The sequence below is a fragment of the Pseudomonas sp. MPB26 genome, assembly GCF_046605355.1.
In the GTDB taxonomy this organism is placed as follows: domain Bacteria; phylum Pseudomonadota; class Gammaproteobacteria; order Pseudomonadales; family Pseudomonadaceae; genus Aquipseudomonas; species Aquipseudomonas cedrina.
In genome coordinates, this window is the sequence record NZ_CP176793.1 from 1,198,176 (window position 1) to 1,224,312 (window position 26,137).

26 protein-coding genes are annotated in these 26,137 nt (G+C 62.4%); 15 read left to right on the plus strand and 11 right to left on the minus strand.

Annotation, left to right across the window (positions count from 1 at the left end):
• Positions 1 to 4: 4 nt before the first annotated feature.
• Positions 5 to 1,198 (minus strand): Bcr/CflA family multidrug efflux MFS transporter, encoded by a 1,194-nt coding sequence (locus tag ACLH0H_RS05685; RefSeq protein WP_411381294.1) that lies wholly within the window; start codon positions 1,196 to 1,198, stop codon positions 5 to 7.
• An 87-nt stretch (positions 1,199 to 1,285) separates the two neighbouring features.
• The gene (locus ACLH0H_RS05690; protein ID WP_411381295.1) at positions 1,286 to 1,483 is read right to left on the minus strand and encodes a heavy-metal-associated domain-containing protein; all 198 of its coding nucleotides are present in this window, start codon (positions 1,481 to 1,483) and stop codon (positions 1,286 to 1,288) included.
• Positions 1,484 to 1,842: 359 nt separating this feature from the next.
• On the opposite strand from ACLH0H_RS05690, the gene ACLH0H_RS05695 reads away from it, so the two are divergent.
• The 3 genes from ACLH0H_RS05695 to cueR all read left to right on the plus strand — a co-directional run bounded on the left by ACLH0H_RS05695 (position 1,843) and on the right by cueR (position 4,878).
• A complete protein-coding gene (locus tag ACLH0H_RS05695; protein WP_411381296.1) occupies positions 1,843 to 2,223 on the plus strand; it encodes a hypothetical protein in 381 nt (126 codons plus the stop codon).
• Positions 2,224 to 2,287: 64 nt separating this feature from the next.
• Complete coding sequence (locus ACLH0H_RS05700) at positions 2,288 to 4,480, plus strand: heavy metal translocating P-type ATPase (protein WP_411381297.1); 2,193 nt, start codon at positions 2,288 to 2,290, stop codon at positions 4,478 to 4,480.
• The gene (cueR, locus tag ACLH0H_RS05705; protein WP_411381298.1) at positions 4,477 to 4,878 is read left to right on the plus strand and encodes a Cu(I)-responsive transcriptional regulator; all 402 of its coding nucleotides are present in this window, start codon (positions 4,477 to 4,479) and stop codon (positions 4,876 to 4,878) included. Before ACLH0H_RS05700 ends, cueR begins: the two co-directional genes overlap by 4 nt.
• A 156-nt stretch (positions 4,879 to 5,034) precedes the next feature.
• On the opposite strand, the gene ACLH0H_RS05710 is transcribed toward cueR, so the two are convergent.
• Together ACLH0H_RS05710 and ACLH0H_RS05715 are read right to left on the minus strand one after the other, a co-directional pair.
• The gene (locus ACLH0H_RS05710; protein ID WP_411381299.1) at positions 5,035 to 5,931 is read right to left on the minus strand and encodes a PA4780 family RIO1-like protein kinase; all 897 of its coding nucleotides are present in this window, start codon (positions 5,929 to 5,931) and stop codon (positions 5,035 to 5,037) included.
• 134 nt (positions 5,932 to 6,065) lie between these two features.
• Positions 6,066 to 7,343 carry an acetyl-CoA C-acetyltransferase gene (locus tag ACLH0H_RS05715; protein WP_411381300.1) on the minus strand — a complete coding sequence of 426 codons (1,278 nt, stop codon included), beginning with the start codon at positions 7,341 to 7,343 and terminating at the stop codon, positions 6,066 to 6,068.
• 115 nt (positions 7,344 to 7,458) lie between these two features.
• Here ACLH0H_RS05715 and ACLH0H_RS05720 point away from each other — a divergent pair, with 115 nt between their 5' ends.
• The gene (locus ACLH0H_RS05720) at positions 7,459 to 8,802 is read left to right on the plus strand and encodes a 3-oxoacyl-ACP reductase (RefSeq protein WP_411381301.1); all 1,344 of its coding nucleotides are present in this window, start codon (positions 7,459 to 7,461) and stop codon (positions 8,800 to 8,802) included.
• A gap of 2 nt (positions 8,803 to 8,804) precedes the next feature.
• Positions 8,805 to 9,656 (plus strand): MaoC family dehydratase, encoded by an 852-nt coding sequence (locus ACLH0H_RS05725; protein WP_411381302.1) that lies wholly within the window; start codon positions 8,805 to 8,807, stop codon positions 9,654 to 9,656.
• Between the two features lie 29 nt (positions 9,657 to 9,685).
• Here ACLH0H_RS05725 and ACLH0H_RS05730 read toward each other — a convergent pair whose 3' ends face one another.
• Positions 9,686 to 10,090, minus strand: coding sequence for a response regulator (locus ACLH0H_RS05730; protein ID WP_411381303.1), 405 nt, complete (start codon positions 10,088 to 10,090; stop codon positions 9,686 to 9,688).
• A 43-nt stretch (positions 10,091 to 10,133) separates the two neighbouring features.
• Positions 10,134 to 10,328 carry a Flp family type IVb pilin gene (locus ACLH0H_RS05735; RefSeq protein ID WP_411381304.1) on the minus strand — a complete coding sequence of 65 codons (195 nt, stop codon included), beginning with the start codon at positions 10,326 to 10,328 and terminating at the stop codon, positions 10,134 to 10,136.
• 333 nt (positions 10,329 to 10,661) lie between these two features.
• On the opposite strand from ACLH0H_RS05735, the gene cpaB reads away from it, so the two are divergent.
• The 8 genes from cpaB to ACLH0H_RS05775 are packed head-to-tail and all read left to right on the plus strand — an operon-like array spanning position 10,662 to position 18,083.
• Positions 10,662 to 11,594 (plus strand): Flp pilus assembly protein CpaB, encoded by a 933-nt coding sequence (gene cpaB, locus ACLH0H_RS05740; RefSeq protein WP_411381305.1) that lies wholly within the window; start codon positions 10,662 to 10,664, stop codon positions 11,592 to 11,594.
• A 19-nt stretch (positions 11,595 to 11,613) separates the two neighbouring features.
• Entirely contained in the window at positions 11,614 to 12,831 is a 1,218-nt protein-coding gene (locus ACLH0H_RS05745) for a type II and III secretion system protein family protein (RefSeq protein WP_076954477.1), read from the plus strand.
• Positions 12,828 to 14,021: a pilus assembly protein gene (locus tag ACLH0H_RS05750; protein ID WP_411381306.1), complete on the plus strand. Its 1,194-nt coding sequence runs from the start codon at positions 12,828 to 12,830 to the stop codon at positions 14,019 to 14,021. Before ACLH0H_RS05745 ends, ACLH0H_RS05750 begins: the two co-directional genes overlap by 4 nt.
• Positions 14,018 to 15,286: a CpaF family protein gene (locus ACLH0H_RS05755; RefSeq protein WP_411381307.1), complete on the plus strand. Its 1,269-nt coding sequence runs from the start codon at positions 14,018 to 14,020 to the stop codon at positions 15,284 to 15,286. The genes ACLH0H_RS05750 and ACLH0H_RS05755 overlap by 4 nt, the downstream gene beginning before the upstream one ends.
• Before the next feature lie 9 nt (positions 15,287 to 15,295).
• Positions 15,296 to 16,177 carry a type II secretion system F family protein gene (locus ACLH0H_RS05760; RefSeq protein ID WP_411382374.1) on the plus strand — a complete coding sequence of 294 codons (882 nt, stop codon included), beginning with the start codon at positions 15,296 to 15,298 and terminating at the stop codon, positions 16,175 to 16,177.
• A gap of 1 nt (position 16,178) precedes the next feature.
• Complete coding sequence (locus ACLH0H_RS05765; RefSeq protein ID WP_411381308.1) at positions 16,179 to 17,066, plus strand: type II secretion system F family protein; 888 nt, start codon at positions 16,179 to 16,181, stop codon at positions 17,064 to 17,066.
• A gap of 22 nt (positions 17,067 to 17,088) precedes the next feature.
• A complete protein-coding gene (locus ACLH0H_RS05770) occupies positions 17,089 to 17,811 on the plus strand; it encodes a hypothetical protein (RefSeq protein ID WP_411381309.1) in 723 nt (240 codons plus the stop codon).
• Entirely contained in the window at positions 17,811 to 18,083 is a 273-nt protein-coding gene (locus ACLH0H_RS05775; RefSeq protein ID WP_186693058.1) for a DUF3613 domain-containing protein, read from the plus strand. Before ACLH0H_RS05770 ends, ACLH0H_RS05775 begins: the two co-directional genes overlap by 1 nt.
• Here ACLH0H_RS05775 and ACLH0H_RS05780 read toward each other — a convergent pair.
• Positions 18,080 to 18,868, minus strand: a complete 789-nt coding sequence (locus ACLH0H_RS05780) for a response regulator transcription factor (RefSeq protein WP_411381310.1) — start codon at positions 18,866 to 18,868, stop codon at positions 18,080 to 18,082. The genes ACLH0H_RS05775 and ACLH0H_RS05780 overlap by 4 nt on opposite strands.
• Before the next feature lie 126 nt (positions 18,869 to 18,994).
• Complete coding sequence (locus ACLH0H_RS05785; protein ID WP_411381311.1) at positions 18,995 to 19,444, minus strand: prepilin peptidase; 450 nt, start codon at positions 19,442 to 19,444, stop codon at positions 18,995 to 18,997.
• 72 nt (positions 19,445 to 19,516) lie between these two features.
• Here ACLH0H_RS05785 and ACLH0H_RS05790 point away from each other — a divergent pair, with 72 nt between their 5' ends.
• Both ACLH0H_RS05790 and ACLH0H_RS05795 read left to right on the plus strand, forming a co-directional pair.
• Positions 19,517 to 19,960 carry a TadE family protein gene (locus ACLH0H_RS05790; RefSeq protein ID WP_411381312.1) on the plus strand — a complete coding sequence of 148 codons (444 nt, stop codon included), beginning with the start codon at positions 19,517 to 19,519 and terminating at the stop codon, positions 19,958 to 19,960.
• Positions 19,957 to 22,683 (plus strand): ATP-binding protein, encoded by a 2,727-nt coding sequence (locus ACLH0H_RS05795; RefSeq protein WP_411381313.1) that lies wholly within the window; start codon positions 19,957 to 19,959, stop codon positions 22,681 to 22,683. The genes ACLH0H_RS05790 and ACLH0H_RS05795 overlap by 4 nt, the downstream gene beginning before the upstream one ends.
• Here the strand turns inward: ACLH0H_RS05795 and ACLH0H_RS05800 are convergent.
• The 3 genes from ACLH0H_RS05800 to ACLH0H_RS05810 form a co-directional block, all read right to left on the minus strand.
• A complete protein-coding gene (locus ACLH0H_RS05800) occupies positions 22,680 to 24,635 on the minus strand; it encodes a pilus assembly protein TadG-related protein (protein WP_411381314.1) in 1,956 nt (651 codons plus the stop codon). The two genes, ACLH0H_RS05795 and ACLH0H_RS05800, sit on opposite strands and share 4 nt — an antisense overlap.
• A 279-nt stretch (positions 24,636 to 24,914) precedes the next feature.
• Positions 24,915 to 25,472: a DUF4136 domain-containing protein gene (locus ACLH0H_RS05805; RefSeq protein WP_076954489.1), complete on the minus strand. Its 558-nt coding sequence runs from the start codon at positions 25,470 to 25,472 to the stop codon at positions 24,915 to 24,917.
• Positions 25,473 to 25,517: 45 nt separating this feature from the next.
• On the minus strand, positions 25,518 to 26,120 hold the full coding sequence (locus ACLH0H_RS05810) for a DUF4136 domain-containing protein (RefSeq protein WP_307387291.1): 603 nt from the start codon (positions 26,118 to 26,120) through the stop codon (positions 25,518 to 25,520).
• Positions 26,121 to 26,137 lie beyond the last annotated feature (17 nt).

Below are 26,137 nucleotides of genomic sequence, written 5' to 3' on the forward strand. Positions count from 1 at the left end.
TTCCTCAGACCTGCGCCTGCAAGGCTCTCGCCCGTTGCAGGCGCTGGGTCGCCATCGCAATCGTCACAGCCAGCACACCGCACAAGGTGATGACCATCGCCATCGGCATGGCGGTGCCATCGTGCAGCGCCCCCACCAACGACGCGGCCCCCGCCGCCACACCAAACTGAATGCAGCCAAGCAACGCCGACGCGCTGCCGGCCCTGGCACCCTGCCCGCTCATGGCACACGCCGAGGTATTGGGCAAAATGCAGCCCAGGCTGGCGATGCAGATAAACAGCGGCACCAGCAATGGCCACAACGCATCGGTGCGCAAGGCCGCGATAGCGAGTAACGCCAACGCCGCCAACAGGTAGACCCACACACTGCGCGACAGCAGAAACGCCGGGCCACGCTTGGCCAGCAACCGCGCATTCACTTGCGCCACCAGGATAAAGCCGGCGGCGTTGGAGCCGAACAGCCAACCGTAATGCTCGGCGGGCACGCCGTAGAGTTGGATAAAGACAAAAGGCGAACCGGCGATGTAGGCGAACATCCCGGCGATCGAGATACCGCCGGTGAGGGCATACCCCAGGTAAACCCGGTCGGACAGCAACGCAGCGTAGCGCCGCAGCGAGCCGGACAATGGCTGGCGCGGCTGATGCGCCGGGAAGGTTTCCGGCAGCCCGACCGCCACGGCGACGGCGGCCATCACGCTGAAAATCGACAGGGCCAGGAAAATCGACTGCCAGCCCCACAGTCCCACCATCAACCCGCCGGCCAGCGGCGCGAGGATCGGCGCCAGGCCTGTCACCAGCATGAGTTGAGAAAACACTTTGGCCGAGCCCACCGCATCGCATTTGTCGCTGACCACCGCGCGGGAAATCACCATGCCCGCGCAGCCACCGAGGGCCTGCACGAAGCGCGCGCCGATCAGCCATTCCAGGGATGGCGCAAAGGCGCAAGCGAAGGACGCCAGGGTAAACAGGATGACGCCACTGAGCAGCGGGCCGCGTCGACCAAAGCGGTCGGCCAGCGGGCCATAGATCAATTGGCCGATGGCCAGGCCGGCGAAATACACCGCCAGGGTCAGCTGGATGTGCTTTTCATCGGTCGCAAAGGCTTTGGCCATGGCCGGGAAGCCTGGCAGGTAAAAATCGATCGCCAACGGCGCAAAAGCGCTCAAGGCTCCCAGAATCAGGATTATGCGAAGGTTCATCGGGCACCCAAGTGAGACGGCAGCCCGATAGTCTAGCCGCGCTTGGGTGCATTGAACACGATAGCTCGCTAACTATTTTTCACCGTGTCAGGCGAGTTTGGCGCTGTAGCCCTCTTGCGTGATCAGCTCGATCACTTGCTCGGCAGACAGCCGGCTCTCGACCCCAACCTCCTTTGCCGCCAAGTCGACCTTCACACTGGCCGCCGGGTCCTGGCCCTGCACCGCCTGGGTCACCGCTCGAACGCAATGGCCGCAGGTCATCCCTTCAACATTGAATACTTGCATAACGTGACTCTCTTGATAGTCAATAAATCATTGTAGTGAGCGGGCTTGTCGAATCGTCGCACCGCCCGCGCTGGGTGGCGAAGCCGCCCCAAACCAGGCGACCGAGTTTTATCTGCAGTTCGGCGTTGTCCTTATTGGGGCGGCTTCGCCACCCAACGCGGGGCAAGCCCGCTCACTACAGGGCGATTTGTCAGCCTTCGGAAGTTGTGTAAATACCGATGCTGTGATGAAGCTTGAACACAGTCTCAACCTTGCTACGATGGCAAGGTCAAGTTCTGAAAACTTCTGCCGGGCTGGTATTCAGTGGCGTCAAAGGCCAAGCTTCACTCCTCTTCGATTCAAACCACGGAGCATTCGCCATGCGCTGTTCGTTTTTTGCCCTTCTCGGCCTGATGAGCTTGTCTGCCGCGGCGCCCCAGGCCATTGCCGCAGAAGACTATGCGGTGCTGATCATTTCCCGGGAGCGCCTGGAAGTGCCGACCACCTGTGAAATCGGGCTCTATATTCAGGATCAACTGGCCGGCCGCTTGTTCCAGGAAGAGGCCACCTCGTTCAACCTGCCTGCTGGCGATGTGTCACTGCGCCTGAAACTGCTGCCAGGGCAGTCGCCGGGCTGTCTGCCTGGCCTGCTCGCTCCGCCCGCGCAGAACATCACGCTCAAGGCCGGTGACGTGCGCAAATTGCGCATCGCCCAAGGCCCGGACGGGATGTACCTCAAGGCCGCCGAACTGGGCTATTGAGCCCTTGACCTTCCCCATAGGTCAAGGTTGATCCTAGGGGCAATGTCTTCTGGAGGACTGCCCCATGAATGGATCCACCACCTTTGACCTGCCCATCAGCGGCATGACCTGCGCCAGCTGCGCCGGCCGTGTGGAACGCGCACTGGGCAAGGTACCCGGGGTGCAGAGCGTCAGCGTCAACCTGGCCAATGAACGTGCCCATGTTGAAGTACTCGGCCCGATGGATCCCTGCGTGCTGATCGCCGCCGTCGACAAGGCCGGCTACACCGCCACCCTGCCCCAAAGCGAAACGGCCACCGAGGCCGGCCAGGCCCAGCGCCTGCACCGCGAGCGCTGGGCGCTGCTGCTGGCAATCCTGCTGGCGCTGCCGTTGGTGCTGCCGATGCTGGTGGAACCCTTCGGTCTGCATTGGATGTTGCCTGCCTGGGCACAGTTCGCCCTGGCCACACCGGTGCAATTCATCTTAGGCGCGCGCTTCTACAGTGCCGCCTGGAAAGCCGTGCGCGCCGGCGCCGGCAATATGGACCTGCTGGTGGCCATCGGCACCAGCGCCGGTTATGGCCTGAGTGTCTACCAATGGCTCACCGCCCCGGCGCCGCACTTGTATTTCGAAGCCTCGGCGGTGGTGATCGCCTTGGTGCTGCTGGGTAAATACCTGGAAAGCCGCGCCAAACGCCAAACGGCCAGCGCCATCCGCGCCCTGGAAGCCCTGCGCCCCGAACGGGCGATTCGGGTACTCGAAGGCCGTGAAGAAAACGTCGCCATCAACGCCCTGAAGCTCAACGACCTCGTGCTGGTCAAACCCGGCGAGCGCTTCCCGGTGGACGGTGAAGTCGTCGAAGGCCAAAGCCATGCCGATGAAGCCTTGATCAGCGGTGAAAGCCTGCCGGTACCGAAACAGCCCGGCGACAAGGTCACCGGCGGCGCCATCAACGGCGAAGGTCGACTGCTGTTACGTACCCTCGCCCTTGGCGCAGAAAGCGTACTGGCGCGGATCATCCGCCTGGTGGAAGACGCCCAGGCCGCCAAGGCACCGATCCAGAAACTGGTGGATAAAGTCAGCCAGGTGTTCGTTCCGGCTGTGATGGTGCTGGCGTTGGTCACTGTGCTGGGGTGGTGGCTGTATGGCGCGTCCCTGGAGACCGCGATCATCAATGCCGTCGCCGTGCTGGTGATTGCCTGCCCATGCGCCTTGGGCTTGGCCACGCCGACCGCAATCATGGCCGGCACGGGCGTCGCCGCGCGCCACGGCATCCTGATCAAGGATGCCGAAGCGCTGGAGCGCGCCCATGAAGTGAGCGCCGTGGTCTTCGACAAGACCGGCACACTCACCTCCGGTACGCCGAAAATCGCCCACCTTGCGGCGGTCGATGGCAACGAGGCGTTGCTGTTGCAACAGGCCGGCGCGCTGCAACGCGGCAGTGAACACCCGCTGGCCAAGGCCGTGCGGGATGCGTGCAAAGAACAGGGGTTGACGGTGCCCGATGTGAGCGCCAGCCAATCCCTGACCGGCCGTGGTATCGCCGGCACGCTCGATGGCCGGCCGTTGGCCCTCGGCAATCGTCGCCTGCTGGAAGAAAGCGGCTTGAGCATGGGCGAGCTGGGTACCCGGGCCGCAGCCTGGGAAGCCGAAGGGCGCACCTTGTCCTGGCTGGTCGAGCAAGGCGCAACCCCACGCGTGCTGGGCTTGTTCGCCTTTGGTGACACCCTCAAGCCCGGTGCGCTGGCGGCCGTGCAACAACTCAAGGCCCGGCACATCAGCAGCCATTTGCTCACCGGCGATAATCGCGGCAGTGCCCGCGCGGTCGCCGAGGCCCTCGGTATTGAAGACGTGCACGCCGAAGTGCTGCCCGCCGACAAGGCAGCCACCGTCGCCGAACTGAAAAAAACCGGCGTGGTGGCGATGGTCGGAGACGGCATCAACGACGCCCCGGCCCTGGCCGCCGCCGATATTGGCATTGCCATGGGCGGTGGCACCGACGTGGCGATGCACGCGGCGGGTATCACCCTGATGCACGGCGATCCGCGCCTGGTGCCGGCCGCCCTGGAAATCAGCCGCAAGACCTACGCCAAGATCCGCCAGAACCTGTTCTGGGCCTTTGTGTATAACCTGATCGGTATTCCCCTGGCGGCGTTCGGCCTGCTCAACCCGGTATTGGCGGGGGCGGCGATGGCCTTGTCCAGCGTCAGCGTAGTGAGCAATGCCTTACTGTTGAAGACTTGGAAACCCAAGGACCTGGAGGATCAACGCCCATGAACATTGGCCAAGCCGCACGCCAAAGCGGGCTGAGCGCCAAGATGATTCGCTACTACGAATCCATCGGCCTGCTCAAAGCCGCCCATCGCACCGACAGTGGCTATCGCATCTACGGCCAGGAGGATTTGCACACCCTGGCGTTTATCAAGCGTTCGCGGGATCTGGGGTTTTCCCTGGAGGAAGTCGGCAAGCTGCTGACCCTGTGGCAGGACCGGCAACGGGCCAGCGCGGATGTGAAGGCGTTGGCGCGCCTACATATCGATGAGCTGAATCAGAAGATCCTGGAACTGGGGCAATTGCGCGATACGTTGCAGGACCTGGTGGAGCACTGCCAAGGTGATGACCGGCCGGATTGCCCGATCCTCAAGGAGTTGGCGTCGGGCCCTTGCTGCACCTGATGCCTTAACTGAATCTCGGAGATCGTTCCCACGCTCTGCGTGGGAATGCCTCCCCGGACGCTCCGCGTCTGCTCTTGGGACGCAGAGCGTCCCTGGCTGCATTCCCCACGCAGAGCGTGGGAACGATCATACGATCATCGATCATTTATCTGGAGGTCACTGCATCCACGGCGGTGGCGGCTCTTCCGCCGTCTTGCTCTGCGGCGCATCATCCGCCGCGCGAACCGCCTGGCGACGTTCTTCATCCAGCCGCGCCGCTTCGATCTCGCGGATAACACCGCCGACGTCCGCCAATTCTTCCGGCTCGTCGAACTCACCGGTCAAAATGCTGGCCGGGTGCAAGGTGCCGGCTTCGTAGAGCGCCCACATTTCCTTGGCGTACTTGGTCTTCTTCAATTCCGGGGCAAAACGCCCGAAATAGGAAGCCATGTTGCCCACATCCCGCTCCAGCATGCTGAACGCGTGGTTGTTGCCCGCCGCATCCACCGCCTGGGGCAGGTCGATAATCACAGGGCCCGTCGGCGTGAGCAGTACGTTGAACTCGGACAGGTCACCGTGCACCAGACCGGTACACAGCATCAGCACGATCTGCGAAATCAGGAAGGCGTGGTATTCGCGCGCCTGGTCCGGCTCCAGCGTCACGTCGTTCAGACGCGGCGCCGCATCGCCGTACTCATCGGCCACCAGCTCCATCAGCAGCACGCCTTCCAGGAAGTCGTAAGGCTTGGGCACGCGAACGCCCGCACCGGCCAGGCGGAACAATGCCGCCACTTCGGCGTTCTGCCAGGCGTCTTCGGTTTCTTTCTTGCCGAACTTGGACCCCTTGGCCATGGCCCGGGCCTGCCGGCTGTTACGGACCTTACGGCCTTCCTGGTATTCGGACGCTTGACGAAAACTTCGTTTGTTCGCCTCCTTGTAAACCTTGGCGCAACGCAATTCGTTGCCGCAGCGCACCACATAAACAGCTGCTTCTTTACCACTCATGAGTGGGCGCAGCACTTCGTCGACCAGACCGTCTTCGATCAGGGGTTCAATGCGTTTAGGAGTCTTCATCAGCTTTTATTGTGGGTCCTGTATTACCAAACACGCGTGTGGCACTCGTTATACGGCAATCGGCGCGCCGGTGGGAGAGGCTACCGACCTCTGACCACTCAAGAATGCATCCAATATGCCAATTTACGTAGCAATCAACGTTCAATAATCGCGGTAACGCCCTGGCCGCCAGCAGCGCAGATCGAAATCAGCCCACGGCCCTTGCCCGCCGCGTCCAGCAGCTTGGCCAGGCTGGCGACGATCCGCCCACCGGTGGCGGCAAACGGGTGCCCGGCGGCCAGGGAACTGCCTTTCACATTGAGCCGGCTGCGGTCGATGGCGCCCAGCGGCGCGTCAAGGCCAAGCCGGGTCGCGCAAAAGTCGGCATCTTCCCAGGCCTTGAGGGTGCACAACACCTGGGCGGCGAACGCTTCGTGGATCTCGTAGTAATCGAAATCCTGCAGCGTCAGGCCATTGCGCGCCAGCAACCGTGGCACCGCGTACACCGGCGCCATCAGCAGGCCTTCGGCGCCATTGACGAAATCCACCGCCGCCGCTTCGCCATCGCGCAGGTAGGCCAGGATAGGCAAACCGCGCTCCTCGGCCCAGGCCTCGCTGCCCAGCAACACCAGCGATGCACCATCGGTGAGCGGTGTGGAATTGCCGGCGGTGAGCGTGCCCTTTTCGCTGCGTTCGAAGGCCGGTTTAAGGGCCGCGAGTTTTTCCAGGGTCAGGTCGGGGCGCAAATTGTTGTCGCGGGTCAGGCCGAGGAAAGGGGTGAGCAAATCGTCGTGCCAGCCTTCGGCGTAGGCGGCGGCCATGTTCTGGTGGCTTTGCAGGGCCAGTTGGTCCTGCTCGGCACGAGGGATCTGCCAGGTCTGCGCCATCAATTCGCAGTGTTGCCCCATGGACAAGCCGGTACGCGGCTCGCCGTTGCGCGGCAGTTCCGGCTTGAGGTGATTAGGACGAAGTTGTAACAGGACTTTTAATTTATCCGCCATGGACTTGCTGCGGTTGGCTTGCAGCAGGATCTTGCGCAGGCCTTCGTTGACGCCGATGGGCGCATCGGACGTGGTGTCCACCCCACCGGCAATGCCGCATTCGATCTGGCCCAGGGCGATTTTGTTAGCCACCAGCAACGCAGCTTCCAGCCCGGTACCGCAGGCTTGTTGGATGTCATAGGCTGGGGTTTGCGGCGACAGGCGCGAGCCGAGCACGCATTCGCGGGTGAGGTTGAAGTCGCGTGAATGCTTGAGCACCGCGCCGGCGGCCACTTCACCCATGCGCAGGCCGTGCAGGTTGTAGCGCTCGATAAGGCCTTCCAGGGCCGCGGTAAGCATCGCCTGGTTGCTCGCCGTGGCGTAGGGGCCATTGGAGCGGGCGAACGGAATGCGGTTACCGCCAATGATCGCGACACGGCGCACTTGAGTCATGGAAAGCTCCCTGATGGATGTGGGTTAAGTCTCTCAGACTAGCCTAGGCTTGATCGAACGACTGCGACCCTCGGATGGTCAACCCTTTTGAACCCCAGCCTTTGGAGAGCGTTCCATGTCTGACCGTTATATCGACTTCGCCAACTCAAGCCTCGGCCATCGCCTGGTCGCCGCGATTGGCCTGCCGTCACCGGTACGCCTGGAACGCTGGCAAGCCGGGCGCCTGCGTCCGGTCGAAGGTGCGTTGCTGCTGGGGGGTGGTGCGCTGGCAACCCAGGTGCAGGCGTTCGCCAATAAACTGACCGATGCTATTTACACCTACGGCAACGGAGCATCGACCTGGATTCCCGGCCATGGCCCCAAGCTCAAGGCCGTGGTATTCGATGCCAGCGACTTGCAACACACCGACCAGCTCAAGCAATTGCGCGAATTCTTCCAGCCGCTGCTGAAAAACCTGGATAACAGTGCGCACCTGGTGATTCTCGGTCGCGCCCCAGAAACCCTCGCCGACCCGTTTGCCGCCAGCGCGCAACGCGCCCTGGAGGGCTTCAGCCGCTCCCTGGCCAAAGAGTTGCGCAACGGCGGCGTGCTGCAATTGCTCTACGTCGGCGACGGTGCCGAAGACCAACTCGAAGGCGCGCTGCGCTTCTTCCTCTCACCGAAAAGCGCCTATATCTCCGGCCAGGTGATTCGCCTGCAAGCCTGCGCCACGCCGGTCGAAGATTGGACACGCCCCCTGGCCGGGCGCAAGGCGCTGGTGACCGGCGCCGCGCGTGGCATTGGCGCGTCCATCGCGCAAACCCTGGCCCGCGATGGCGCCGAGGTGATCCTGCTCGATGTGCCCCAGGCCAAGGCCGACCTCGAAGCCCTGGGCGCGCGTCTGGGCGCTCGCACCGTCGCGCTGGATATCTGCGCCGAAGACGCCGCCGGCCAATTGATCGAACACCTGCCCGAAGGCCTCGACATCCTGGTGCACAACGCCGGCATCACCCGCGACAAAACCCTGGCCAACATGACCCCGGAATACTGGGACGCCGTGCTGGCGGTCAACCTCAATGCGCCGCAAGTACTGACCAAGGCATTGCTCGACAGTGGGACCCTGCGCGACAACGCCCGCGTGGTGTTGCTGGCGTCGATCAGCGGCATCGCCGGTAACCGTGGGCAAACCAACTACGCCGCCAGCAAGGCCGGGTTGATCGGCCTGGCTCAGGCTTGGGCGCCGCTGCTCAAACCGCGCGGCATCAGTATCAACGCCGTGGCCCCGGGCTTTATCGAAACCCAGATGACGGCGCATATTCCGTTTGCCTTGCGTGAGGCCGGGCGACGTATGAGCTCGTTGGGCCAGGGTGGCCTGCCCCAGGACGTCGCCGAAGCGGTGGCCTGGCTCGGTCAACCGGGTTCCGGTGCGGTAAGCGGCCAGGCGCTGCGGGTGTGTGGGCAAAGTCTGCTGGGAGCTTGAACATGCATTGGAAGACCTTAGACACTGCGCCGTTCCTGCCGCCGCTGTACTGGCGCGCGGCGCTCAAGCGCAAGATCACCGGCAGCACCTTGCCCGAGCAGGGCTTGCGCTGCCCCGTGAGCATCAACCCCACGCAGGTGGCGGCGTATCGCAAGGTCTGTGGTTTCGCCGACAGCCCCATGCTGCCGGCGACTTACCCGCACATTCTGGCTTTCGGCCTGCAGATGCAGTTGCTGACGGACCAACGCTTCCCATTTCCACTGCTGGGGTTGATTCACCTGAGCAACCGCATCCGCATCCATCGGCCTCTCGGTGGTGTGAGTGAATTGTCCGTTGGCGTGCATGCGCAGAACCTCAAGCCCCACCCCAAGGGCGCGACCTTTGACCTGGTCACGACCGTCGAAGACGCCCTCGGCCTGCTGTGGGAAGCCGACAGCCGCATGCTGTGCCGGGGCGTAAAACTGGAGGGCGAACCTGGGAGTGACGTTGTCCAGCCCTCCCCCACCCAGGTCAGCGAACTGACTCGCTGGAACGCCCCCGCCGATATCGGCCGCCGTTACGCGCGGGTTTCCGGCGACTACAACCCGATCCACCTCAGCGCCCTCACCGCCAAGCTGTTCGGCTTCCCGCAGGCCATCGCCCACGGGCTGTGGAACAAGGCGCGCACCCTCGCGGCCCTCGGCGAACATTTGCCCGCTGCCAATATCGAGATAGACGTGGCGTTCAAAAAGCCCGTGCGCCTGCCTGGTGCAGTGACGTTATTAAGCAGCGCCCCCGGTTCCGCCGGTGAGTTCTGGTTGAAAGGCCCGGGCGATATTGAATATATGGTGGGCAAATGGCGGCCGCTCGCGTAAAGCCGGCCTGATGTGGAGCTTTTCCACGGCTATCGGTAGGATTTATACAGGGGAAACAGGTTGTTCAACGTATCGAGCAACCTCACCAGGTAGATCGGCTTGCGGAACAGATCCAGCACTTGCAGACGGAGCAAGTCACTCACATCGTCCATGTCGGCATGGCCGGACATCACGATCACCGGCAGGTGCGAGCGTGAGGTGTGTTCGCGCAGGCGTTTGATCAGGGATATCCCGCTTTCCTCGGGCATGCGCAAGTCCGTGATGACCAGCGCGATATCGGGGTGAAGTGTCAATTCTTGCAGGGCGAAGGTAACGGAAGTGGCGGTGTAGCAGACAAATCCCTCATTTTCGAGGGATTCGGCGAGTTCAATAAGGGCATCCTCTTCGTCGTCCACCAAGAGAATTTGCTGGCGAAGGGGCGAAGAGGCGCTCATGGCGGTACCTGGGCTGGATGGACTTTAATGGGGCGAGCCCAAATTATGAACCGGTCATTCCTTTAGAAACCCTATCGAAGATGGACGTAATCTTATCTCCCAACCCCGCACCTGCGGCAACAATAACAAGTGCAACCATCGCGACAATAATTGCGTATTCAATACCGGACGCGCCATCCGTGCGCCGAAAGAAAATTTGAGCCTGTACATAAAACTTCAACATCAAGTCAAGCAACATAAGACTTCTCCCTAAAACGCCACTGAAAGCCGGAAGGGCTCTACCACCAGAGAATTGCGGCGTGCCACTAGAGCATTGTCAACAAACCTCACCCTCACAACTGTAAGAACGCATTAATCACAAAGTATTAGTCGCACATTAATACCCCTAAACATTCGGGGTAGAAAAGATTGAAGTTGGTCACTCTGATAAATTTTCGCCTCCTTAATGGCATTTCGTCCTAGCTGAGCTACCGTCAAATAGCCAAAGCGTTAGATGTTCATCACAGCCATGTTGCGAAGTAGCCCATTGGATTAACTGGGCGTGTAGTGCAACGGGATAGGGAGAGCCGTCATGAACAGTCGCATCAGCATGGTCCTGGCCGGCTTGTTGCTGATCGGAGCATTGATCGCCGGGTACTGGGGGCTGGTGTTGAGTCGCCCACCGGAGCCTGTCGCAGCACCTGTCATTTCTGTTGATAACAGCCTCGCTGCCGTCAAAGACCAGACCCGCCAACCGGTGGTGGTTCTGGTGCGTGACGTGCCGGCCTTGATTCCACTGAACGCCGCCGACCTGGCCGTAGAAAAACTGCGCACCGTGCCCGCCGGCAGCCTGGCACGGCTCGACCAAGCCATCGGTCGCGTGCCGTTGCGCACGCTCGGCGCCGGCACCTGGCTCAGCGAAGACAGCTTCAGTGGCGGCGGCCCGCTCGCGCGGATGATTCGCCCCGACGAACGCGCGCTGGCCGTTGCGGTGGATGAGGTAATCGGCGCAGCCGGTCAGTTGGCACCTGGCGATTACGTGGATGTGTTGCTGTTCCTGCGCCAGGACGCCAGCAACGCCGAGCAGTCGGCGCAGATCGCCCTTCCCGCGATGCGCGTGCTCAGCGTCGGTGACCAGTTGGGCCTGGCCAACGACGGCCAACCCGCGGTGCCGCCCCCGGTCACGGTTGAAGCGCGCGCCCAGGCCGCGCAACGTCTAGCCGCCGCACGCACCGTGGTGCTGGCGGTGCCGGAGCCCTTGTTAAGCCGGCTGATGCTTGCCGCCCAGGCCGGCACCTTGCGCCTGGCCGTGCGCAGCGCCGAGGAGCAACGGCTCAGCCGCTACTGGGCCGGGGAAAACGATGCGCCACAAAAACTCGAAAGCGCCAACCGCGACCTCTACCAATTCACTCAGTTGGCCCTGACCGGCGCGCCAACACGAATCGCACCGGCCAGTGGTTCACCCGGCGTGCGCCGTGGCGTTGAAGTGATTCGCGGCGCCCAGGCGGCGCCACAAACTCCGTGATCAAGCAAGGATGCGTTGAATGAGCCATCGCCATGCCCCCCTGTTCACGCACATGGCCTGGGCCTTGATTCTGTCGAGCCTGACAGTCGGCATGGCTGTGGCGGCGCCGGGCAACTGCAGCGCCCTGGGCCAGTTGCCCGCCGTGGTCGAGGTGGGAGAAGGCCTGCAACAAGAGCTGCAGTCGCCGGTGGCAATTACGCGCCTGGCCATTGGCGATCCGAAAATCGCCGACGTGCGGGTCAACGGCGAGCGTCACTTCCTGCTCACCGGTGTCTCGTCCGGCGCCACCAGCCTGATGGTATGGACCGCCTGCGCCAGCGCGCCGCGCCAGAGCATGGTGTTCGTCAAGGGCAAGGCTACCTCGGCGCTGACCAGCCTGGCGCTGTCGCCATCGGAAGATCCGTTGTTGCCCAGCCAGGTGCAGACCGACATCCGTTTTGTGGAAGTCAGCCGCACCAAGCTCAAGGAGGCCAGCACTCGGTTCCTGGGCAGGGGCGCGAATTTTTTCCTCGGCAGCCCCAACCTGCTGTCGCCCTCGGAAGGGGTCTTCAAACTGCCGGTGAGCCCTGACAGTTTCAACATCGGTTTTGGCGGAGGCCGCGTCTCGGCCATGATCAACGCCTTGGAACGCAGCGGTTTTGCCTACACCCTGGCACGTCCGAGCCTGGTGGCCATGAGCGGCCAGAGCGCGACCTTCCTGGCCGGTGGCGAGGTGCCGATCCCGGTGCCCAGCGCCGGCAGCGACACCATTTCCATCGAGTACAAGGAATTCGGCATCCGCCTGACGCTGACCCCCACGGTGATCGACCGCAACCGCATCACCCTCAAGGTGGCGCCGGAAGTCAGCGAGCTGGACTACAGCAATGCGGTGCAGATCCAGGGCATCCAGGTGCCAGCGCTGACGGTGCGCCGCACCGACACCAGCGTGTCCCTGGCCGATGGCGAAAGCTTTGTGATCAGCGGCCTGATCAGCACCAACAACCGCTCCACGGTCAGCAAGTTTCCCGGGCTGGGCGATATCCCGATCCTCGGGGCGTTTTTCCGCGAATCCAATATCAGCCGCGAAGAAAAAGAACTGCTGATGATCGTGACGCCGCACCTGGTACAACCCCTGGCCGCCAACGCCCAACTGCCTTCCTTGCCCGGCGAGAAACTGCGCAGCTACGACCCGAACTGGTACCGGATGTTCTTCCTCGAAAACGGCAACTTCGACCGGCGCAGTGGGCTTTCCCAATGAGCGACAGCCTGAGCCAGACCTTCCTCGCCATCACCCGCAACAGCACTGACCTGGAGTGGCTGCAGGGCGCCCTCGCGCCCCTGGGCCAAGTCGTCAGCGCCGGCACCGGCAGCCTGGACGAACTGCTCGCGCTGGTGGACGTGACCTTCGCCAGCCTGGTGTTCGTGGGCCTGGACCGGGAAAACGTGGTGGCACAGAGCGCTCTGATCGAAGGAGCCCTGGAAGCCAAGCCGATGCTCGCGGTGGTCGCCCTCGGCGATGGCATGGATAACCAGTTGGTACTCAACGCCATGCGCGCCGGCGCCCGCGACTTCGTTGCCTACGGCTCGCGCTCCAGCGAAGTGGCCGGCCTGGTGCGACGCCTGAGCAAGCGCCTGCCCGCCGTTGCCCACACGACTCATTTGGGTGGCCTGACCGTGCTGTTTGGCACCCAAAGCAACGCCGATGGGGCAATGCTGGCCACCCACTTGGCGCTGGTGGTGCAGAAACGCGGGCAGCAAACGCTGTTGCTCGACCTGGGCCTGCCACGCAGTGACAGCCTGGCCTTGCTGGGCCTGGAAAGCACCTTCAATTTCGGTGACGCATTGCGACACTTGCGCCGTCTCGATACCACCTTGATCAATAGCGCGTTCACCACCGCGCTGGATGGGCTGCGCATCCTGGCGTACGCCACCGGGGACGAGCCGCTCAAACTCACCAGCGCCGCCGAGTTGTTCATGCTGCTCAGCGCCCTGCGCCAACACTTCCAACACATCGTGGTCAACATCACCGGGCAACCCGACAGCGAAGCGCTGCGCACCTTTGTCAGCCACTGCGACAAGCTGCTGTGGTGCACCGACCAGAACGTCCTGGACTGTCGCCGCAACCTGGCCGTGATCAACCGCTGGCGCGAAAAGGGCATGAACCTGGAGCACGCCAGGCTGGTGGTGGACCGCTACATCAAGAACTGCGCGCCCGACACCGCCGCCCTCGAAAAAAGCTTCGGCCTCGAATGCGTCGCCGTGCTGCCCCTGAGCGCGGAACTGCGCCTGAACGTGAAGAACCAGGGCCTGACCTTGTTCGCCCTGGCGCCCCGTGAACCCTTGTCCCAAGCCGTACGCGCCTTGGGCGAGCGCCTGGCAAAACGCTCCGAGGGCCTTGCAAAACCCTCGATGCGCTGGTTTGAACGCATCCTGGGAGCAGGACGATGAACGAGAAACTGTTTGGCGGCCCGGCCCGCGGCACCGGTGGCAACACCGATCACGATGGGCTGAAACTGGTGCTGCACCGCTACATCATCGACGCCATCGAGGAGTCGGGTAAGAACTTGCTCGAAGGCACGCGCCAGACCCTGGCGCAATTTGTCACCGACAAGGTGTCCGAATACATCACGCGCATGCGCCTGGCGATCTCGCGCTATGAAATGGAGCGCCTGGCCGAAGAGATCGTCGACGAACTCACCGGTTTCGGCCCGCTGGAAGTGCTGCTGCGCGACGCGTCGGTGACCGAAATCCTGGTCAACGGGCCGCACCGGGTGTTTGTCGAACGCGATGGTTTGCTGCACCAGAGTGACCTGCGTTTCATCGACGACCACCACGTGGAGCGCGTGATGCAACGCATCCTCGCGCCGCTGGGTCGGCGCCTGGACGAGTCCTCGCCGATGGTGGACGCGCGCTTGCCCGACGGCAGCCGGGTCAACGCGATCATCCCGCCGATTGCCCTGGACGGGCCGTGCCTGTCGATCCGCAAATTTCGCAAGGACATGCTCAAGAGCAGCGACCTGGTCGCCATGCAGACCATCGACCAGAATATTTTCGAGTTCTTCCAGCATGCCGTGGGCAAGCGCTGCAACATCCTGATCAGCGGCGGCACCGGCACCGGCAAGACCACCTTGCTGAATATTCTCAGCCAGTTGATCAACCCCCACGAGCGCCTGGTGACGATCGAAGACGTCGCCGAACTGCAACTGGGCCACCCGCACGTGGTGCGCCTGGAAACCCGCCCGCCGAATGCCGAGGGCCACGGTGAAGTACGCTCCAGCGACCTGATCCGCAACGCGCTGCGGATGCGCCCGGACCGCATCATCCTCGGTGAAATCCGGGGCGTGGAAGTGCTCGACGTGATGACGGCGATGAACACCGGCCACGACGGCTCCATGAGCACCGTGCACGCCAACAATGCCCAGGACGCGTTGCTGCGCCTGGAAACCCTGGTAGGCCTGACCGGTCGTGTGATCGCCGAAAAGACCCTGCGCCAAATGATCTGTGCCGCGCTGGACGTGATCATCCAATTGACGCGCATGCCCGATGGCCGCCGCTGTGTCAGCGAGGTGGTGGAAGTGGTCGGCGTGCGCGATGACGTGTATGTCACCAATACCCTGTTCCGCCTGGACCGGCGCACCGGCTTCGGTTTCCTGCGCGAGGCGCTCAACCCGGCGGGCGACAAGCTGCGCCGCGAATCGGCCTTGCAGTCGTAGGGGGCCATGATGATGGGACCGGTGTTGCTGCTCATCTGCCTGCTGCTGATCGGCTTGTCGTTCTGGCAGCTTCAGCATGGTCTGCGCAAAGCCCGCACGGACCGCGTGCTGGAGCGTCTCGGCGTCGGTCAGCCGACGGCACATGAACCCGGCGTAGCATGGACAGGTCTTGAGCGCATGTTCCAACGCGCCGGGCTTGGCAAACCCACCGAACGCCTGGGCCTGTGGTTGAGTGCCTGGGTGGTTGGCGTGCTGTTGGGCTGGCTGGTTGCCGACGGACTGGGCCTGGTCGCGATGACCGTGGGGCCGCCGCTGGTTTTGCGCCTGTATATCGCCTGGCGCTACCGGCGTCGCGTGCAGCGCATGGTCGAGCAACTGCCCCAGTTGCTCGACCACAGCGTGCGCAGCCTCAAATCCGGTCGCACCTTGGCCGACGCCGTATTGGGCGGTATCGAGGGCGTGGAAAACCCGCTCAAGGACGCCATGGGCCGCGTGCAGCGCAACGTGCGCATGGGGGTCAGCCTGCCGGATTCAGTCAGTGATTTTGCCGAGTTCTTCGAGCGCGACGAATTTCGCCTTTTCGCGCTTGGGCTCAAGGTCAATCATCGCTACGGCGGCAACGCCAGCGAGCTGCTGGAAAACCTGATCAAGATGATTCGCGAGCGGGAACAGGGCGCCCGTCAGCTCAAGGCCATGACCGGCGAAACACGCATGACCGCCTACGTGCTCGGCGGGCTGCCGGTGCTGATCGTGGGTTACTTCATGGTGGTCAACCCCGGTTACTTGATGACCATGTGGAACGACGACACGGGGCGCCTCATGCTGTTCGGCGCGCTGGCCATGGACCTCGGCGGCACCTTGGTCATGTGGCGCATGCTGAGGAGCGTCTGAGATGGCCCTGCTCGCCAGTGCGCTGATGCTGCTGGCTGCCGTGGTGTTGCTGGGCGGCCAGTTGCTTGCCAAGCGACGTCGCGAGCGCCGCGTGGCTGAACGCTTGCAAGGGCAGATGGCCGCGGGTGACAAGTTCGGTACGTTCATGCGCCAACTGGGCGGCAGCACACTGGCGCAGCGCTCGGTCAGCCTGGACAACGAAACCCAGACCCTGCTGAACCGCGTCGGTTGGCGCAAGGCCAACCAGCGCTCGCTGTTCGCTGCCTTCCAGATCGGTTTGCCGATCGTGCTGCTGGGGCTGACGCTGATCGGCCAACGACTGCTGTTTCGCCACGCGGACCCCGCATGGATTGCCCCGATGTTTGCCCTGGGCATCGGCTACCTGCTGCCCAAACGCGTGCTTGCCGCCGCCGCCAAACACCGCCAGCAGGCCATCTCCAGAGAGATTTCCACCTTCATTCCACTGCTGCGCATCCTGTTCGAGTCGGGCATGGCCATTGAACAATCGCTGCGCGTGCTGGGCAGTGAAGCCCAGGGCTTGCTCCCCGAGCTGACCCATGAACTGCGCCTGATCCTGGCGCGGGTCGATTCCGGGCTGGAGCTGAGCGAAGAGCTGGGCAAGACCGCGCGCTTGCTCGAAGTGGATGAATTCACCGACACCTGCATCATCCTGCAGCAGTTGATCCAGCAAGGCGGCGGCGCGATGAAGTCCTTGCTGGCGCTCAAACAGTTGCTCGACGACCGGCGCCTGACTCGCCTGCAGGAATACATCTCGAAGATGTCGGCAAAAATGTCAGTGGTGATGATGGTGTTTCTGTTCCCCGCCTTGCTGATCGTGCTTGGCGGCCCGGCCTTTATCGGCATCGCGCGCGCGTTGAGCAATTTTTGAGGCCACCCTTGAGGAGAGATTGATGAAAGTATTGATTGCCGGCCTGGCCCTGCTGATGCTCGGCGGCTGCTCCACTAATGGCCAATCCCCCTGGGCGTCGCTGACCTCGCCCGGCAGTTGCGCCAAACCGAGTTCGGAGCAGGAACTGGCGCTCAACCTGTCCGATGACCAAGCCAATGAAGGCAAGCTGCACGCCAGCCTGGCCAACCTGCAAAGCCTGCCCGAAGCCCTGCCCCAAGTGCGCCAGCGCAAGGCGCGCAACTACCGCCTGCTCGGGCGCAACGAGGCCGAGCCGTTGTACCGCAGCCTGCTCGGCACCTGCATGACCGCCGAAGGCGAACACGGGCTGGGGCAATTGGCGGCGGCCAGGGGCGACAACGGCCTGGCCATGACTCATTTGCAACGGGCGGCGCGGCTGGCGCCGACCGATGAAAAAATCCGCAATGACTTGGGCGTGGTGTACCTCAATCAATTGCGTGTGGAAGACGCCCGCTTTGAATTCATGACCGCAATCGAGCTCAAGCAGGGCGACACATTGGCCGCCGTCAACCTGGTGACCCTGTTGATCTATCAAGACGACTGGGGCCAAGCGGCAAAAGTGGTCAGCCAGTTGGGCCTGAGCCCCGAGCAAGTCACCGAGGCCCAAGCCCGCGCGCAGAAGCTCCAGGGCACCGGCGTGGCGGCGCGCAAAGTGGCGGCGGTCAGCGCTGCGCGGTCGATCATCCATCAAGTAAGGAGTGAGTGATGAAAGCACATTACCTTGTCGGCCTGGCGCTGCTGCCGCTGAGCGCGCTGGCCATCGAGCCGGGCCCGTCATCCCCGCAGCAGGCCGAAACGGAGAACTGGCTGGCGCTGCAGGTCAACGGACGTGCGGCGTCGCCGACGCCGCAACGAACCACGCCCGCGGAACGGGAGCAGGCCTTGCAGCGTTGGCTGGACAGTAACAAGCACCCGATTCCGGAGTTTTTCGATCAGGAAGTGGGCGGGGCCTCGGCGGGCGGTGGGGGCAGCAACTAGTTCGCCGTCACCCGCTGGGCCATTGCCGGATGGTTCGGTGCCAGGGCCAGTGCCAGTTGGGTGCGGTTGTGCATGTGGGTCAGGCGCAGCACCTGGGATACGTACAGCTTGACGGTGTTTTCGGTGATCCCCAGTTCACAGGCGATCTGATAGTTGGTCTGGCCCTTCCCCACCAGGCGTGCAACGTCCACCTGGCGCGGTGACAGCTGCGTGAAAATCGTCGGAATGTGCGCCGGCCCGGCCTCCTTTGCGACCGGCTCATCATCCTGCGCCTGGCCGGCGCTTGGGCTGCGGCGCACTCTGTCGAGGTCCTGGTACAGGTCGTTGATGGATTCGGAGAGGTGTTGCAATTTCTGGTTCAAATGCCCCAGTTGCAGGTCTTTTTGCCGCTGTTCCAATGCCGCTTCCTGGCGCTGCAGGCCTTCGAGCAGCTCATCGAGGTTGATCGGTTTCTGGTAGTAATCCGAGATTCCCGCGCGCAAAGCCTTTATCACATCCTGTTTATCGGCACGTCCGGTCAGCATGATCGCCTCGAACGCCCGCGTCCTGCCGGCCACCTTCTGCATGGCCTGCACCAGCTCGATGCCATCCATGTCCGGCATGTGCAGGTCCAACAAGACCAGGCCAATGTCGGTGTCTTCGCCAAAACGCTGCAAGGCTTGCCGGCTGGATTCACACGGCACGCAGCGGTAACCACTGCTTTCAATAAACTCACAGAGCTCATCCACGATCACCGGCTGATCGTCGACCACGAGCACTTTTACCGCCGAGGTAAGCTTGTTCACACGCAACTCCATGTCTGCAAAGTCAAAAGGTTGTCCTATCCCTTTTAACGAAAAATCCTACACATCTGACTGGTAAACGTAGACGGACTTTCTGACTCTGTACATAGCGCCAGAGCCGCTGGTCGACTAGTGGATCCAAACCCAATACAGCGCAAACCCTGTCAATACAAAGGGTGCAAAAGGCTGTTTTTTTGACGTTTCCGATACAGGCGTGGCCTCACGCGCGCTAAGCCTTTGACGGGTAAGTACCCAGCCACTCTGGACCACTGCGGCACCGATCAATGACCACAACAAAGCATCCAGGCTGCTGGCCAGTGCCAGGGCGGCCAGCAACTTCACGTCACCCGCGCCAAAGCGGCCCAGCGCATAACCCGGCAAGGTCAGCAGCAGCGCCAAGGCAAACGCCCAGCCGCCTTCGTCGGCGGACGCGCCCAACCAGGTAGCGTCCCCCCATGACAGATAGATCAACGCCAGCAGCGCTACACCCAGGGTCAAGCCGTTGGCAATTTGCCGTTGATGCATGTCCTGCAACGCACACAGTCCCAGCCAGAGCAGTATCACCAAGCCATGAATCACGTAAAAAACATCCCTTTTCGCTGATTGATTCTATGCTGATATCCAGTAGTAGCCGTCAGGGTAGACGCCGTCATGAAAACAAGCCTCCCTAGAAAACAAAAAGGTGCCGCGGCGATCGAGTTCGCCCTGGTCTTCGGGATCTTTTTTGCCGTGTTCTATGGGTTGATCAGCTACAGCCTGCCGATGCTGTTGATGCAATCGTTCAACCAGGCGGCAGCGGAGGCCGTGCGCCAGGCCATGTCAGTGGACCCAGTGGCCGCCGGCACCACTTACGGCACGCAGGTGGCCAACCGCGCCAAGACAACGGCGATCCTGCAACTGGACTGGATCCCACCGAGCTTCCAATTCACCGAAGACTTGATCACCGCGGCCTATAACGGCACCACGCTGACCGTCACCATCAGCTACCCCACCAGCCGCCTGCATTCCGTCTTCCCGACGCTGGTGGTGCCCGGCATTGGTCCAGTACCGAATCTGCCGGCCAACCTGACTGCCCGTTCGAGTCTGCAGTTTTGACCTCCGGGGATAAACTCTTCGGGCGCCTGCTCGGCCGCACCAGCGCCACGCCTCTGGCCCCACCCAGTGTGCCGATGCCTGGGCTGCACCTGCAGTTGGATTCCCAAGGCCACGTGCTCGCTATCGGCGGCACCCTACGCCCACAACTCGCGACGCGGGCGCTGGGTGAGAGCAGGCCGCTGCTGCGTGAACTGTTGTGCGCCAGCAGCGCCCTGAGCATCGAAGGCAGCCCCGCCGACTGGCAACGCCAGAGCCTGGACCTGGATTTCCAGGCTGTTGCCGGGCAGGTATTGCACACCCGAGGCTGGATCGAACCCGAGGGTGCCGGCTGGTGCCTGCGCCTGCAAGGCATTGGCGACCTGCTCGCCGAGCGGCAACGGGCGCAGCACCGTGAGCAGAACCATCAACTGGCGTGCCAGATGAGCGAGCAGTTACGGGTGTGCAGCCTGCCCCGCGTGCCCGATGTGTTCAACGAGCACTTGCGCAGCCTGGCGCAGCGCTGGCGAATCCCCTGCATCGCCTTGGCGTTGCTCGATGAAGAAGACCAGGGCTGGCGGATCTACAGCCACTACGCGGCCCACGATGCCCCCGACTTGTGGCAGACCGGCCAGGTCCTGGGCACCTGCCTGGACAGCGCCAACGGCAATGCGCCGCTGAGCCTGGCCCAAGCGCGTAGCGACAACCCGCGCCTGCAGGGTATTTTCGGCAATGCCGATGGGCTTCTGGTGCCCTATCGTGACAGCCGGGGCGTCGCCGCCTGGCTGCTTTGCGGCTTCTTCAGTGGTCAATCGCAGACCAGCGAACGGGATTGGCTGAACCTCACCGCCGCCCTCGCCGCCCCGCTGTTGAGTCGCTTGCGCGAACAGCGCTATCACCGCCAGCTCGAACGCATGGAAGCCCTGCAAGGCCTGCTCGGCACCGGCTGGTGGGAGCTGCTGCCGAACACCCATGAAATCCAGCTCGCACCGCAGTTGCTGCACAACCTCGGCGCGGACGATATGCCAAGCCGCCAGGCGCTGAGCCAGTGGCTGGAACTGATCCACCCCGCCGATCGCCAGGAACTGGGCAGTCGTCTGCACGACCTGCAAACCCTGGGCAAACCCCTGTTGGCCAGCGTGCGCCTGCAACGCAGCGACGCCGACCACAACCCGCTCTGGTATCGCGTACAGGGCCAAGTGCTGGGTGTAGGCGACAACCGGCGCTGGATCGGCTTCATGCTCGACATCAGCGACATCAAGAATCAGCAAACGCAAGCCGCCGCCGCCCATGCACGCCTGGACAACCTCATCGCCAGCTCACCGGCGGTGATCTATGTGCAGCGCTACGTCAATGGCGCCCTGCACCCGGCCTTCTTCAGCGACAGCCTGTTGCCGCTGCTGGGCTGGACATTGGTCGACTGCAACCACGACAGCCTGGCCTCCCTGATCCATCCAGACGACCGCGACCTTTACTTCGAACGCACCCGCCAGCTGTTGCGAGAAGGCGCCGTGCGCAGCCGCTATCGCCTGCGCGACAAACAGGGCCAGTACCATTGGCTGCTGGATGAAGCCAAGTTACTGCACGATGACCTTGGCTTGCCGCTCGAGGCGGTGGGGTTGTGGCTGGACGTCACCGAAGCGACGCTGGCCGCCGAACAGGTCAAACAAAGCGAAGAGCGCTACCGCATCCTGGTCGAAGACTCCCCGGCGATGATCTGCCGCTATCGCCCGGACTTGACCGTGACCTTCGGCAACACGCCGCTGGCCAACCACCTGGAGTGCCTGCCCGCGCAACTGCCGGGGCTGAACCTGGGCCATTGGCTGTCGGACGAACAACGCCAGGCCTTTGTGCAACGCATCGGCCAATTGACCGTTGAATTCCCGGTCAGCACTGCCGAAATCAGCCTGGAACTGCCCGGCCGCGAACATGCCTGGTGGGTCTGGTCGGACCGTGGCGTGTTCGATGAGCAAGGCAGGCTGGTAGAAATACAGGCGGTGGGACGCGACAACACCGAAGTGCGGCGCTCCCAGCAGCAACTGACGCAAAGCGCCAAGATGGCGACCCTTGGCGAAATGGCCACGGGCCTGGCCCACGAGATCAACCAGCCGCTGAATGTGATGCGCATGGCCATCGTCAATATGCTCAAGCGCTTGAGCAGCGGCGATGCGCAGGCCGACTACCTCACCGAAAAACTGCAGCGCATCGACGCCCAGGTCCAGCGCGCCACGCGAGTGGTAGACCATATGCGCGTATTCGGCCGCCGCTCAGAGATCGAACAACACCCTTTCGACCCGTCGCAGGCGGTGGAAGGCATGCTGTCGCTGCTCGGCGAAGGCTTGCGCGGCAAGGGTGTGGAGCTACGCATCGCGCCGGCGGACTTTACGCTGCAGGTCAAGGGTTACGTGGATCAGCTTGAGCAGGTGCTGATCAACCTGGTGGTCAATGCCCGTGATGCGCTGTTGAGCAAACGGCACACCGATCCGGCGTTCCGCCCCTGCATCACGATGCATTGCGAACACGACAGCCGCCATGTCCGCATCTGGGTGGAGGATAACGGCCCGGGCATTGACCCCAGGTTGCTGGAGCGGATCTTCGAACCGTTCTTTACCACCAAGCCGATTGGCGTGGGCACGGGGCTGGGGTTGTCGGTGAGCTACGGGATCGTGGAAAACATGGGCGGACGCTTGAGCGTGGCCAACGGGGAACACGGGGCGAGGTTCTGTGTGGAGTTGCCGGTGATCTAGATCACCAGGTAGGCGCGGCCCAGGTGGCAACTGAGGTTGGCGCCGACTTCGGCGTTGCCTAAATTGATGCCAAGCGCGCTGAGCAGTCCATTAACAATCGGATCCAGCAACGGCGACAAAATATCTTTTATCGCAGTGACCAATGTATTAGTGATGGTTGCAAGCAAACCTGAGACGCTGGACAACGCCCCACTCGGTGTCTTGCCGGGCGGTGGGATGTAGGACACCTGAGTACCACCTAAAGTGTCGACCAGACCCCCTACGACGTTTGACGCTGGGGGAGCTGATTTATAGGTTGGAGCCTGATTCATTTCGTTAACGGGCGAAAAAATCAGGGCTTGGCTGTTCCCACCGACATTCGCATGCACAACGGATAACAATAGACTGCCTCCGGCACCTGCCTTACGAGTTCCACATCCAAAGATCCCTGCACATGTCTGCACCCCGATATCCACCAACGCAACGGGCTGAACGACGGCCTGCGCCGCCGAGAAGAATGCCTGCGGCGAATCAACCTTGCCGACGGATACGTCCGCCAGTGCCGTACCTACCTGGACAGTCAGTGACTTCGTCGCATTGCTCGCACAACTGAAGTCCGTTACATAAGATTTTGCGCTTGCGACATCAATGCTGATGTCCAGGCCAGTCAACAGCTCAAGATCGGTACGGTCACAAGGTTTCAGAACCAGACACAAAAGCGGATCGAGTAGCCCTACCAGCTTGAGTTGCAACAAATTATTCACTACACCTGTAACCGGGGTCGTCAGCGCCGAAACGGCAGACGTGAGCGCGCTCACCCCCTTGAGTACCGGCAGTTGAATAGACACTAAGGTACGCACTTGTGCCGTGCGCACAAAAATCTGATCCGTCGGCGGGGTCTTTGACAGCCCCGCTTTGGCTAATAAAGGGTTACCAATCGCCGACAACTGCGGTGGCTCAATGACCTTGGTCTGGACGGAAACATTGCCTATCAACGGTACATTCAGCTGCGCCGCGGCGTTTAACGCGTTTTTGCTACTGGACAGTTGAGCAACTGTCTCCAGCAATTGAAACAACTGAACATTGGTATTCAACGCAGCAGCCGGTGTGCCTGTCGCAACTTTTAGCAAATCACCTACGGTCAGCAGCTTGGTACTGGGCGTAATTGTCTGGATCTTGACCGCGTCATTGATGATGGCGGTTGCCACAGAGCCGTTCTTTTGCAAAACCGTCACCGCAGCTTCGATCAGCTCATTGGCGGATACTGCCGTTTTAAGCAACGTATCGTAATCACCCGCTTTTACGTTCAACTTGATCGCCAATTGGTCCAAGTAGCTGAGCAAATTTACGTTTGTGCCGAGCAGCCCGTTCCAGCCTGCGGCGGTAAGCGACAGACTGCCTCCCAGGAGGCGTCCAATGACCAAGTTCAAAACATCCGACTTACCTGAATCTATGGCGCCCAGATTGCTGCGAATTGTCAGCTGCGCCACTGGCGGGGCATACGCGGCCACAGCCGTCGCGCTCAAGACGGTTTGCGCCGACGCAGGGGTGGCACTGAACATATTCCAGATGCCGCTGGCGATACCGGTCGCTACGCTGCGTGTCGCGATCACGCGCACGGCCTCGCTTTTAGTGGCATCCGGGGTAAAGACACGGATATTGCTGGCGTTGGTCGGCAATGTGCCGCAAGTCACCGTCAGGCCACGGCTGTTGTCGCCGGCGACCACGGTGAAACCGTTGCGGGCGGCGTTCTCCCGGGCGTAATCGTTGGCTGTATTCGCGGGGCTGCACAAGCCGCCACGGCTGGCGGTCTCCAGCGCCGAGGTGTCGGCGATGGACTGCAACTTGCGTTTTTCCAGGTAGAGACGGCCGCTGTCCACCGCCAGCACCATGAACACCAGGGCCACCGCCAGGGTGCCTGCCGCCATCAAGCCAATCGCACCACGCTGCCTGCAACCAAGTCGGGGAGACATCAGGCACTCCTTAGCGCTTACTCTCCGTAGTTGGTTTGGAGTGTAGACAAGCGCTAGCCAGTTGCCACATTTGACGACTGACGGAGGCCCTGTGGAAGCTGGCTTTATTGTAGTGAGCGGGCTTGCCCCGCGCCGGGCTGCGAAGCAGCCCCAATAAAGACACCGCTGTGTTTCAGCTAGGCCGGGGTCGCCTGGTTTGGGGCGGCTTCGCCCCCCAGCGCGGGGCAAGCCCGCTCACTACAAGTTGCTTCTCAGCTCCCAAATAATGGGTGAGGGGTCTTAGCGGGGTGGATAGCTGGAGAGTACCCGGGTGACGGTGGCGCGGATGGCTTTGTCGCGGTCCTGTGGATTGGGCGAGCTGGCCATCATTTGTTCGTCGCTGCCGCGCCAGACCAGTTTGCCGTCCTTGCCGTCGAGCAGGTCGATCTGCAGGGTGGCGACCTTGTAGGTGATGTTGCGCGTTTCGTTGTACATCGGCGCGCCCCAATAGCCATTCCAGGGTCCGCCCCAGGCGCCGCCATAGTTGGTGGTGACCTGTTGCTGGCGGTCCTCGACGATCAGGTAGGCCTGAACGTTCACGTCGGCCCGGGTACCCGGCGCCGCCGGGCGCAAGCCGCGTTGGTCGAGTTGTTCGCTCACGGCCTGGCGGATGCGCTGTTCGGTGAGGTCGCTCTTGATGCGCGGATCATCCGGGCGATATTGCAGGGCCGGGTCTTTCCAGGCCCAGCTGCGGTAGGCGCCGAAATCCCGGCTGGCATCATAATCGTGGTTGACCTGGCTGGTCTGGCAGCCGCCCAGCAGCACTACAACGGCAAGCGTAGCGATACGACGAAACATGGTTTTCCTCCAAAACGCGACCCGCGCTTGAAATAAGAATAGCTTTTAACTGGGGGGATACGCCGTCATTGCCTTTTGCACCGCCTGGCGCAAAGCGTCTCCCCGCTCGCTGAGGCTTCCCTGGCTGCTCGTTTCCGCACTGGCACTCCACACTGGCTGACCGGTACGGGCATCGAACAGATCGACGCGAACCACCACCACCTGAACCTCATAGGTGCGCACGATCGGCACCGAGTTGTACATGCCGTAGCCATTGTTATAGCGGTTGTAGCCGCCGTAACCATAGCCGTAGTCATCGCGCACTTGCCTGAGGCGCTTTTCCTGGCGCACATCGGCGCTGACCAGCAGGTCGGCGGGGCGGTTGTCGTGCAGCGGGCGCAGGCCGCGCTGGTCGAGGGCACCGCTGACCGCTTCGGCAATCTGCGCGGAGTCCGCCCAGGCCGTGCCCGCCGGCAGTTGGCCGTTGCGCCAGGCCCAACTGCGGTAGGCGCCGTAGTCGCGCACCGGCGCAGGGTAAGCGCTGGCATCAAAGGTGGTGGCGGCCTGGGGCGGCGCCGGCGGGATCGGCTTGGAGGCCGCGACATAAGGGTTGGGGCTTGAACAGGCAGCCAGCCCCAGGGACAACAGGATCAAACAGAGACGACGCATTTCGACCTCCGCAGACT